Here is an 11,395-nt window from a genome sequence, read left to right as displayed (position 1 = left end):
CGTGAGTTCTTGGAGCTTGTTGAACGCCCACTGCTGGAACTTAGAAGCGTTCGATATATGCTCTCGGATGTGTTCCAGGTTCTCGAACGCAATTGCATCGCAGTCGTGTCGGCGCGCTTCGAGAACTAGTGCGAGTGCGACGCGATGCAAGTAATCCTCGCTCCAATTTGAGAACCGATTGCCGATGGATTTCAGCGTCAAGTGAGCGCTCCGCGTGCCTGTCTGTTGTAGCTTTCCACGACGCCGTTCGTACTCTGCACGCTTGTGGTTGAGGTAATCTGCGTTGCCGAGGAACGCGCCAGTCGAGGTGACGGCGAGGTAACCGTCCACGTTGAGGTCTACGCCGAGTACCGCTCCGTACTCGGGGGCAGACGCCTCGTCTTCGTCGCGTTCCTTTTTCATTGATACGTGCAAGTAGTATGTGCCGTCGCGCTTGTGTAGCGTGGCCTCACCGCGTTCCCACTCGGGATTATCCCAGTATTCTTCGAACGGCGTTCCGCGAGTGTCCTCGGGTACGATGTATTCCACGGTAACGCGGTCTTCTGTAGTTGATAAAGTGCAGTGGTCGTCGTTGTACGTTATCGTGCGCTCATCGTAGACGACCACGGTACCGCGGAACTCGGGTTTGCTCGCTTTCTTGCCGTCTTCGAGGATACGGTCTTTGCAGTTTCCGAGTGCGTTTGCGGCGAGGCTGCGTGCGGCTTGGACGTGGTTTGCAGTGAGGTCTGTCTTTTCACGTACGTCGGAGTACGTGGCGTCGTGGAGTTCTGACTTACTGTCGATTATTTCGGTGGGGTCGTCAGACCAGCCGTAGTCCGCGACGTGTTGCGCGGCTTGGCGGAATTGCTCGAACGTCTCATCGAGAACGCTGTGTGCGTTCTTATCAACGCCGAGCTTGATTTCGAGGTTTCTGACGACCGTCACGGTTCAAATATTGGAGTTATATTATTTAATGGCTGTATTTTAGGTTGGGGAGTCAGCCGTGGCTAGATGCGTGGTTTGATTCAGAAGTGGCGCGCTTCCTCCCACGTTCACAAGACCGAAGGTCTTGTGCAGCCCACCAGAACGCAAAGCGTTCTGGGGACGGCTAAAGCCGTGGGTTTCCGCGCTGCCTCTATATGAACCAGAAACAGAGCCAGCTAGCGACAGACAAAGAGCCTGTCCGACAGAGACGTGAAGACTGTCTTACGCGAACATCCTGCCCGACTCACCGTCGGAGCTCTTGTCGTCACGTACCTTGTCGTAGGCGTCGAGGAAGTCTCCCATCTCGACAGTGTCTCTCCGGTCACGTATAGCGAACATACCCGCCTCGGTACAGACTGCCTTTATGTCGGCTCCGCTCATGCCGTCGGTGAGACGTGCGAGTCTCTCGTAGTCTATCTCTCCTGTCTTCATGTCACGCGTGTGTACCTGGAATATCTCGGCACGTCCCTCCTCGTCGGGGGGCGGAACCTCTATCAGACGGTCGAACCTTCCGGGTCGGAGTATGGCTCGGTCGAGCATGTCGAACCTGTTGGTCGCGGCTATGATCTTGACGTCGCCTCTCCTGTCGAAGCCGTCCATCTCGCTCAGGAGCTGCATCATCGTCCTCTGAACCTCGGCGTCGCCGCTCGTCTTCGAGTCGGTACGTTTCGAGGCGACTGCGTCGATCTCGTCTATGAAGATCACACTCGGCGACTTCTGGCGCGCGACCTCGAAGAGGTCACGGACGAGACGTGCTCCCTCTCCTATGAACTTGTGGACGAGCTCGCTTCCCGCCATCTTGATAAAGGTCGCGTCGGTTCTGTTGGCGACCGCCTTTGCGAGCATCGTCTTACCCGTGCCGGGGGGACCGTGTAGGAGTATGCCGCCCGGGGGTTCGATCCCCGCGTTCTCGAATAGCTCGGGCTCGTTTAGAGGCATCTCGACCGTCTCGGAGACCTCCTGTATCTTGTCGTCGAGACCTCCGATGTCCTCGTATCCCACCTCGGGGTTCTCGGAGACCTCCATCACACGTGCCCTCATGTCTGTCGAGTCTTCGAGTGTCTCGACGACAGAGAGCGAGTTGTTGACCGCGACACGTGTGCCTATATCGATCTCGTCACGCAGTCTCTCGGGTGCCTCCGTGAGTGCCTCCTGGTTGTTACCGTGCTGTCTGATGATTACGCCCTCGTCGGTAATCTCCTCTACCGTAGCCACGAATAAGGGCGACTGCTTGAGCTTCTCGTTCTCGTGCTTGAGACGCTGTACCTTCTGTTCATACTTGTTCTTCTCGGCGTTAGCGTCGAGAAGGTCGTCACGTACCTTCTCGTTCTTACGCTGGAGGCTTTCGACCTCCTCCTGTAACTCCTCTATACGTTCCTGTGGAGTCTTGTCACTGTCGACGGGTGAGTCAACGTCGTCCGCATCTGCAACGTTGTCCGAGAAATCACTCATATACAGCTTCGAGTAGTATCTCCTAATAAAAAGGGGTTTGGGTTATTGTCACAAGGACTCGGCTTCACGGCTTCTCGCTCGACCAGACCTTGAGATCCGACCTCGGCATCGCGACACACGTGAGCGCGTAGCCCTCCTCCTCGTCCTCCTCGCTTATCGAGTTGGCGCGCGGCTCGTCTATCTCACCCTCGACACGCGCCGCACACGCGACACACTCCCCCTCTCGGCAAGCGAAGGGCAGGTCGAGGTCGGCTTCCTCTCCCGCGTCGAGTATGTACTCGTCGCCCTTGACCTCGACAGTCTTCCCCTCCTTGACGAACTCGATTTCGTAGGTCGCCTCGCGCTCCTCCTCGGGAACGTCTTCCTCGACTCCACCCTCCTCCTCAGCGGCTTCTTCCTCCTCTTCCTCCTCCTTTATCTCGAACGACTCGGGGTTTCTGAAGACAGTACGTGAGACGTAGCTAGAGTCGGGAGAGACGAGAGACATCCTGTACATCTCGTCGTCGGCGTGTATAGTAGCCTGGTAGACCTCGTTCGATCCCTCACGAGCCCTCAGCCTGACGCGTTTTATGTTTCTTCCGTTTGCTTCGAGGTACTCGATCTCCTCGTCTACTGCCTCCCGAAGTTCGTCGGGTATCTCGAAGTCGCCCGCCCTCTCAAGGCGATCCGGATCGACCGTCTTGCTCTCCATGAGCTTTGTAGACGTCCCACATAGATAATAACTTTTCTTTACGTTTCGACACCGAGGTACTCGCCTAAGCTAGTGAGCTCGTCGTCGGTGTAGCCGAACTCCGGCGCGTCGTTCGACTCGGTACTGTTGTCGAACTTGAGCGACCTGTACTGGTCGAGTCCCACCGAGACGAACGGTATCATCTCGGCGACTGAGAGACCTGCCTTCGCCGCAGCCATCGGGACGGGCACGAAACGCGGCTTCTTTCTGTTGTACCTGAAGGCGTGGCTCACGACGTCCTTGAGTGTCAGAACTTCGGGACCGCCTATCTCGTAGACTCCGTCGGCTTCCACCTCTCCGGTTGCGGCGTCCGCCATCATCTCGGCGAGATCTTCTACATAGACTGGCTGAAAACGTGTCCTTCCGCCTCCGACGAGTGGGAAGAAGGGTGCCTTCGAGGTTATATCGATGAACTGGCTTATGAACTCGTCGCCGTCACCGAATATAACAGACGGCTTGAAGACGTGGTAGTCGAGGTTCGAGTTCTTGACGTAGTTCTCGGCGACTCCCTTCGTACGTATGTACTCCGTACTCCCACCGGGGTCGGCTCCGAGCGCGCTCATATGGACGTATCTCTCGACATCTGCGTCCTCCGCCGCCTTCACGACGTTCTTCGTCCCCTCGACATGTACCTGATGGTAGCTCACACCGCTGGGGCTGAAGAGGGGTGACAGACCCACGAGATTGACTACGGTGTCGTAGCCGTCGAACTCCAGGCTGTCGGGGTCTGAGACATCTGCGCGCACGGTTCCGACCGACTCGGGGACATCGGTGTTCGTGGTCTCAGGATGGCGCGACGCGGCGTCGACGTCGAAGCCTCTTTCGGCAAGCGCGGACACGAGGTACGAGCCTACGAAGCCCGTGCCTCCGAGGACTATGACGGACATGAGTTAAGAAACGTGATAGAGATGGTTAAAACCCGAGGCTGATGCCGTCTTTCCGGCGAGTCGCGACCGTAAGTCAGACCGTCAGACTCTCACCGTCGTCGGGTATGCTCACGTCGCCGTCGAACTCGTCGGCTACTTTACGTCTCATCTTACGTTCTTTCCCTCTCGTCTGGGGATAGAGATGTGTGAGGTATATCTCTCCGACGTCGAGGTCGGGCGCGATCTCGGCTATGTCCGACGGACGGCTGTGTCCCGTGACGTCAACCCCGTCGGGGAAAGCACATTCGTGTATGAGTAGGTCACAGCCCTCGGAGAACTCGACTGTCTCGTCTATGACCTCTGTGTCACCCGTGTAGACGACGTCTCCTATCCTGAAGCCCATCGAGTCGTCGGTGTGTGACGTCTCGTAAGTCTCGATCTGTCTTCCGTCCGCTTCGAAGCTCTCACCCGGCTGTATCTCCTCGATTTCGAGGTCTATGCGTCCCTTCATGTAGTCGTAGGCGTCCAAGAGGCTCTCGACCGTCCCACGTGTACCCGGTGGACCGTGAATCCTTAAGGAGTCGTTTCCGACTATCCAGTCTGCCTTCATCAGAGCCGGAATGTCGGAGACGTGGTCGATATGAGTGTGTGAGACTAAGATGTCCTCTATCTCGTCGAAGGAGGTAGCGTCGTCTTCCCTCTCCGCCTGTCCGAGACGGTGGAGGACACCGCTGCCACAGTCCACGAGTATCCCGTCGACTAAGACGCCACTCTGTACCCTCTCCGACGGAACCGCGGCACCCGTGCCGAGAAACCTCAGGTCGGTCATACTTCTTACTCGGTGTCTCAGACTTGTGTGAGTTCTGTTTCGCGGCGCGTCGGAGAGGCTTAGAAAACGTTTTACGAACACGCGGGTTAGAACCCTCCATGACCGAAGGTCTCGAAGACGGGTTCGACCACGACATCGACGCCGACGGCGGGATGGAGTCAGCCGAGGAGACCGCCGAGAGCGGAGATAAGAGTGACGGCGGCGACATATCTGAGCTTCTACGTCTCGACTACTTCGAGGAGAACGGATTCGACCGTAAGCAGTGTACCGACTGCGGACGTTTCTTCTGGACGCGCGACTCTTCGAGACAGCTCTGTGGCGAGCCTCCGTGTGAGGACTACTCCTTCATCGACAACTCGCCATTCGACGACGAGTACAGCTTAGAGGAGATGCGTGAGGAGTTCCTGTCCTTCTTCGAGAACCACGACCACGAACGCATAGAGCCCTATCCCGTAGACGCCTCAAGGTGGCGCGACGACGTTCTTCTGACACAGGCGTCGATCTATGACTTCCAGCCTCTCGTGACGAGCGGCAAGACACCGCCTCCTGCGAACCCTCTGTGTATCTCCCAGCCGTGTATACGTATGCAGGACATCGACAACGTCGGCAAGACGGGACGTCACACACTCGCATTCGAGATGATGGCACACCACGCCTTCAACTCGCGTACCGAGGGAGGCGCGTACGAGGGCGAGGTCTACTGGAAGGAAGAGACAGTCGAGTACTGTGACAGCCTCCTCGAGACACTCGGCGCGCCCTTGGACGAAATTACGTACGTCGAGTCGCCGTGGGTCGGAGGCGGAAACGCAGGTCCCGCATTCGAGGTGATTCTGAGAGGTGTCGAGGTCGCCACGCTCGTCTTCATGAACCTCGAACGTGACGACGACGGCGAGTACGTCATGAAGGACGGAAACCGTTACTCCGAGATGGACAACTACATAGTCGACACGGGGTACGGTCTCGAACGTTTCACTTGGGTGAGTCAGGGAACTTCGACCGTCTACGAGGCTATCTATCCCGAGATGATAGAGTATCTCACAGACGAGGCTGGGATAGAACACGCCGAAAACGAGGAGGAGATACTCTCTGACGTCGCGCGTCTCGCCGGAAGGCTCGACGCAGACGAGGTTGACGACCTGAGCCATGTCAGGGAACAGGTCGCCGACGACGTCGGTATTACGCTCGACGAACTCGACAGGATACTCACGCCACTCGAAAACGTCTTCGCTATCTCGGATCACTCCCGGGTACTCGCCTACATGCTCGGAGACGGCATAGTCCCGAGTAACGTCGGCACGGGATACCTCGCACGTCTCGTCCTGAGACGGACTGTACGTCTGATGGACGACCTCGAACTCGGGATCGAACTCTCAGAGCTCGTCGACAGACAGGCTAAACGTCTTGGATACAGCGACCGCGACACTATACGTGACATAGTCGACACAGAGGTCGGGAAGTACCGAGAGACACTCGAAAGAGGAGAACGTCTCGTGAGAAGGACGACAGAGGAGTACGCCGGAACGGGCGAGCCGGTTCCAGTTGACGATCTCATAGAGCTCTATGACTCCCACGGAATACAGCCTGAGACCGTCGAGGAGATAGCTGAGGAACACGACGTAGAGGTCGAGATACCCGACGACTTCTACTCACGCGTCGCCGGACGCCACGAGGAGAGAGGCGGCGAGGCTCCCGAGACCGAGTCAGATGAGACACGAGCCGTAGAGGAAGAGGTCGAGGGACTCCCCGAGACTGAGACACTCTACTACGATAACCCCGAGCGTACCGAGTTCGAGGCTGTCGTACTCGATGTCTTCGAGGACGAATCCGGCGAGGGTTACGAAGTCGTCCTCGACCAGACGCTTTTCTACCCCGAGGGAGGAGGACAGCCCGCCGACCACGGTGTTCTGAGGGACGGAAAGACAGCACGTGTCGACGACGTACAGAAGGTCGACGGCGTGATACTCCACCACACAGACGAGAACCCGGGAAAGGGCGACGTAGTCAAGGGACGTATAGACGCCGACAGGAGACGGTCTCTGATGCGTCACCACACCGCGACCCATATAGTCATAGACGCCGCACGTGAGGTTCTGGGCGACCACATACGTCAGGCGGGCGCACAGAAGGGCGTCGAGAGCTCACGTATAGACGTAACACATTACAGACGTATCACCGACGACGAGGTCAAGGAGATCGAGACCGAGGCGAACAGGAGGGTGATGGAGAACATACGTGTCGACGACGAGTGGATAGACAGACACGAGGCGGAGGAGACCTACGGCTTCGACCTCTACCAGGGAGGTGTCCCGCCGGGCGAGGAGATACGTATAGTCGAGGTCGGTGAGGACATACAGGCGTGTGGAGGAACCCACGTCGACAGGACAGGAGACATAGGCGTCATAAAGATACTCGGAACTGAACGTGTACAGGACGGAGTCGAGAGGATAGAGTTCTCGGCGGGAGAGAAGGGAGTCGAGTCGATCCAGAAAGAGAACGAGCTTCTCGACGAGACCGCCGACGTCTTAGGCGTCTCACCCGACGAAGTCCCCGAGACAGCAGAGAGGTTCTTCGACGAGTGGAAGGAGAGAGGAAAGGAGATAGACCGTCTCAAGAAGGAGATAGCCGAGCTACGTGCGTCGGGAGGCGGCGGCGAGATAGACGAGACCGAAGTCAAGGGAGTTACAGTTGTGACACAGAGGATAGACGGTGACGTAGACGCTCTCCGCGCCTCGGCTAACTCGTTCGTCGAAGACGGCAAGGTAGCAGTCGTTGCAAGTACAGACGGAGACGCCCAGGTCGTCGTGGGATCGCCTGAGGGCGTCGACGTAGACGCCGGAGAGATAGCCTCACGTCTCTCTGAGTCTCTCGGAGGCGGAGGAGGGGGATCACCCGAGTTCGGACAGGGAGGAGGACCCAAAAAGGAGAAGCTTGACGAGGCTCTCGACTCTGTTGTAGACATGGTCAAGGAGGATCTGTCATGAGCTGGCTAGAGTGTATCGAGTGCGGCGAGACGTACAAGGGAGACGAGCCGCGTTACACGTGTGACTGCGGTGCTCTCTTAGACGTCAAGTACGACGTGACGCCATCGAGAACCGACTTCTCGGGACCCCTCGGAGTCTGGAGATACTCGTCACTTCTCCCCGTCGACAGCCACTCGACGTTACAGGAAGGCGGTACTCCCCTCTACGACGCCGACAAGCTCTCCGAAGAGCTCGGAGTCGACCTACACATAAAACACGAGGGGATGAACCCCACGGGGAGCTTCAAGGACAGAGGAATGACAGTCGGAGTCTCTAAGGCTATAGAGCTCGGCATAGAGAGGGTAGCATGTGCCTCAACGGGTAACACGAGTGCCGCGCTCGCCGCATACGGCGCGGGAGCCGACATACCCGCAGTGGTTCTCCTGCCTCAGGACAAGGTCGCTATGGGTAAGATAGCACAGGCACTGATGCACGGTGCCCACGTCTTAGAGCTCGACGGCAACTTCGACGACTGCCTCGACATCGTGAGGTCTCTCGGCGAGAAGGAGTACTTCTACGTCCTCAACAGCGTCAACCCCTACCGCTTAGAGGGACAGAAGACGATAGCCTTCGAGGTTCTCGAACAGCTCGACTGGGAGGTTCCCGACAGGGTCGTTCTTCCCGTCGGAAACGCGGGCAATATAAGCGCGCTCCATAAGGGATTCCGTGAGCTCTACAACGCCGAGGTCATAGACGAGCTTCCGAAGATGACGGGAGTACAGGCGAAAGGAGCCTCGCCGTTCGCACACGCAGTCAAGAAGGGCGGCCCTCTCGAACCCTTCAACCAGCCCGAGACAAAGGCGACGGCGATACGTATAGGCGACCCCGTCAACGCGCCTAAGGCGGGAAGGGCGATAGAGGACACCGACGGAACCGCGACGTGGGTCGACGACGAGACTATCGCTGATTACCAGTCGAAACTCGCCTCCGAAGAGGGAATAGGCGTAGAGCCCGCGAGCGCGACCTCGGTCGCCGGAGTCGCAGACCTCATTGAGGCGGGCGAGATAGACGAGGGCGAGACTGTTGTATCGGTCGCGACGGGACATCTCCTCAAAGACCCCGACGCAGCCCTCGAAGCCTCGGGACGTCCGACTCAGGCAGACGCCACCGACGAGGCGGTAATAGAGGCTCTCGAAGAGTAAGAGTAGAGAAGATCAGAGTAAGAGGAGACCGACGGAGTTTTTGTCTTTCTCAGCGTATATACGGCGTGGAGTCGATAGTCGAACTCGTACTCACGAGGGTTGTTCCACGTGTTCTCAAGATAGCCCTTCTGATAGGCGTAGGAGTGTCTCTCGCTAACATAGCCGTCGAGTTCGGTGCCGTAAAACGCATAGCATCGGTGGCGCGTCCCATAACTAAGGCGGCGAACCTCCCCGAGGAAGTCGGAACCGCTATACTCGCCACCGCCGCCTCTACGACTGCTGGCTACGGAATGCTCGCCGAGTACCGCGAGTCGGGGAAGATAGACGACACGGAGACGCTGATCGCTGTCAGTATAAATACCTTCTTCGGCTTCACACAGCATATACTCACTTTCTACGCCCCAGTTCTGATACCTATACTCGGTCTCAAGGTGGGGCTGATGTACGTCGGGGCGCGTGCGGCGATCAGCCTCTCGATTACATCTGTCGGAATCGCAGCGGGAGCACTCCTCCTTTCCGATGTATCTCGGGAGAACGAGACAGAGGTCACTGGTTCGAAAGTAGATACCGACGCTGGCACTGACACCGACACAGACACCGACACCGATGTCGACGACGACACGAGGACACCCAAAGAAAAAACACGCGAAGCCCTCGGATCGAGTGCCTCGACACTCAGGAGTATACTCCCTCGTCTCGCGGTGATCTATACCGTAGTCGTCGTCTTGACTCAGAACTACGATGTCAGGTCTCTCACCTCTTTCGGACAGCCTATCGCCGAGGTCACGGGTCTCCCGAGCGAGAGTATTCCTGTTATAGCCGTCTATGCTATCGATACCACGAGCGGGAGTCTCACACTCGCGCCGATGCTCGATACCGCCTTCACGCCTAGGCAGGCGGTCGCGACTATGCTGATAGGCGGTATCGTCTCTTTTGCAGTCACGACATTCAGACGGTCGATCCCGTTCCAGTACGGTATCTGGGGAGCGAAGTTCGGCTCGAAGGTCATTATACTCAACACGACTCTCAAGGTGATCTTTATATCGTTGACAGTCGCTCTTCTTCTCTACTGAGACACGTCGGTGGTTTTTATACGTGAGTCGCCGTATCTCAGACATGGACGACGACTCCTTAGAGTTCCTCAGAAGACTCGTAGAGACCCCAAGCCCGTCAGGTTTCGAGACTCAGAACCTCGAAAACTGGCGTGAGAGGGTCGAGGACTTCGCCGACGAGATCGAGACAGACGCCTACGGCAACACGACGGCGACCCTAAACCCCGGCTGTGACACCTCGGTCGTCGTGACTGGACACGCCGACGAGATCGGCTTGATGGTGCGTTATGTCACTGACGACGGCTACATATACGTCGAACGTATCGGTGGGATAGACCCCGGTGTCGCCGAGGGACAGCGCGTCACTGTACACACGCGCGACGACGGAGAAGACATCAAGGGCGTCGTCGGACGTAAGCCGATACATCTCCAGGAGGACGAAGACAGGGAGAAGGTTCCCGATCTCGAAGATCTCTGGATTGACATAGGTGCCGACGACAGAGAGGATGTCGAGGACGCGGGTGTCTCAGTCGGTGACCCCGTGACCTACGATGTCGGTTTCGAGAGGCTCCAGGGCGACGTAGTCGCGGGACGCGGAATAGACAACCGTATAGGTATCTGGGTCGCCGCGGAGGTTCTGAGACAGGTCGAGCCCGAAAAACTCGATGTTACACTCCACGCCGTAGCGACCGTACAGGAGGAGGTCGGTCTCAAGGGCGCACAGATGGTGGGTTACGACCTCGACCCTGACATCGCCCTCGTTGTCGACGTCACCTTCGCCACCGACATACCTGGTCTCACGGGCGAGAGACACGGCGAGGTAAACCTGGGTGAGGGACCTGCGCTCAAACACGGGAGAGAGAACCATCCCCGTGTCCTCGAACACCTCCAGACAGTCTCCGATAGCCGAGGTATAGAACTCCAGCACGAGCCGATGATGACACGTGGAGGCACCGACGCCGACGCCTTCTACGTATCGCGCGGCGGAATAGCTTCTGCCTCCGTCGGGATTCCGAACCGTTATATGCACACCCCCGTCGAACTCGTGAGTCTCTCCGATCTCGAAGATGCACGTGATCTCTTCGCGGGATTCGTAGAGGAGCTAGATCCCGACGAGAGCCTGAGACGTATCTGAGGCGAGAGTCTCACGGCACGACGCAGTCTGACACCGAACGGAGGGACAGAAGACCGGATACAGATCTTAAACAGGTCTGTCTCCGGTATGAAACCAAAGTATTCAAGGTCTGACACCCGTAAGTATGGGTTAGAGGGCTCGTAGATCAGGGGTAGATCACTCCCTTGGCATGGGAGAGGCCCCGGGTTCAAATCCCGGCGAGTCCA

9 protein-coding genes and 1 tRNA gene are annotated in these 11,395 nt (G+C 57.6%); 5 read left to right on the top strand and 5 right to left on the bottom strand.

Going from position 1 to position 11,395, the window contains the following annotated elements; all coding sequences use genetic code 11:
* The 5 genes from SV253_10140 to SV253_10120 all read right to left on the bottom strand — a co-directional run.
* Nucleotides 1–924 (bottom strand): transposase (locus tag SV253_10140; GenBank protein MDY6776408.1); only part of this gene is annotated, 924 nt, incomplete at its 3' end.
* Nucleotides 925–1,185: 261 nt separating this feature from the next.
* Complete coding sequence (locus SV253_10135) at nt 1,186–2,415, bottom strand: proteasome-activating nucleotidase (protein ID MDY6776407.1); 1,230 nt, start codon at nt 2,413–2,415, stop codon at nt 1,186–1,188.
* 64 nt (nt 2,416–2,479) lie between these two features.
* Nucleotides 2,480–3,106 carry a 2Fe-2S iron-sulfur cluster-binding protein gene (locus SV253_10130; protein ID MDY6776406.1) on the bottom strand — a complete coding sequence of 209 codons (627 nt, stop codon included), beginning with the start codon at nt 3,104–3,106 and terminating at the stop codon, nt 2,480–2,482.
* A 38-nt stretch (nt 3,107–3,144) separates the two neighbouring features.
* Nucleotides 3,145–4,032: a complex I NDUFA9 subunit family protein gene (locus tag SV253_10125; GenBank protein MDY6776405.1), complete on the bottom strand. Its 888-nt coding sequence runs from the start codon at nt 4,030–4,032 to the stop codon at nt 3,145–3,147.
* Between the two features lie 73 nt (nt 4,033–4,105).
* The gene (locus tag SV253_10120; protein MDY6776404.1) at nt 4,106–4,840 is read right to left on the bottom strand and encodes an MBL fold metallo-hydrolase; all 735 of its coding nucleotides are present in this window, start codon (nt 4,838–4,840) and stop codon (nt 4,106–4,108) included.
* Between the two features lie 152 nt (nt 4,841–4,992).
* Here SV253_10120 and alaS point away from each other — a divergent pair, with 152 nt between their 5' ends.
* The 5 genes from alaS to SV253_10095 all read left to right on the top strand — a co-directional run bounded on the left by alaS (nt 4,993) and on the right by SV253_10095 (nt 11,395).
* Complete coding sequence (alaS, locus tag SV253_10115) at nt 4,993–7,821, top strand: alanine--tRNA ligase (GenBank protein ID MDY6776403.1); 2,829 nt, start codon at nt 4,993–4,995, stop codon at nt 7,819–7,821.
* Entirely contained in the window at nt 7,818–9,002 is a 1,185-nt protein-coding gene (gene thrC / locus SV253_10110) for a threonine synthase (GenBank protein MDY6776402.1), read from the top strand. Before alaS ends, thrC begins: the two co-directional genes overlap by 4 nt.
* Before the next feature lie 65 nt (nt 9,003–9,067).
* Nucleotides 9,068–10,075, top strand: coding sequence for a nucleoside recognition protein (locus SV253_10105; GenBank protein MDY6776401.1), 1,008 nt, complete (start codon nt 9,068–9,070; stop codon nt 10,073–10,075).
* A gap of 43 nt (nt 10,076–10,118) precedes the next feature.
* Entirely contained in the window at nt 10,119–11,189 is a 1,071-nt protein-coding gene (locus SV253_10100) for a M42 family metallopeptidase (GenBank protein MDY6776400.1), read from the top strand.
* A gap of 134 nt (nt 11,190–11,323) precedes the next feature.
* Nucleotides 11,324–11,395: transfer RNA gene (locus SV253_10095), tRNA-Ala, on the top strand.

The sequence above is a fragment of the Candidatus Afararchaeum irisae genome, assembly GCA_034190545.1.
GTDB lineage: Archaea > Halobacteriota > Halobacteria > Halobacteriales > Afararchaeaceae > Afararchaeum > Afararchaeum irisae.
This window is presented reverse-complemented; position numbering and strand designations above follow the sequence as displayed.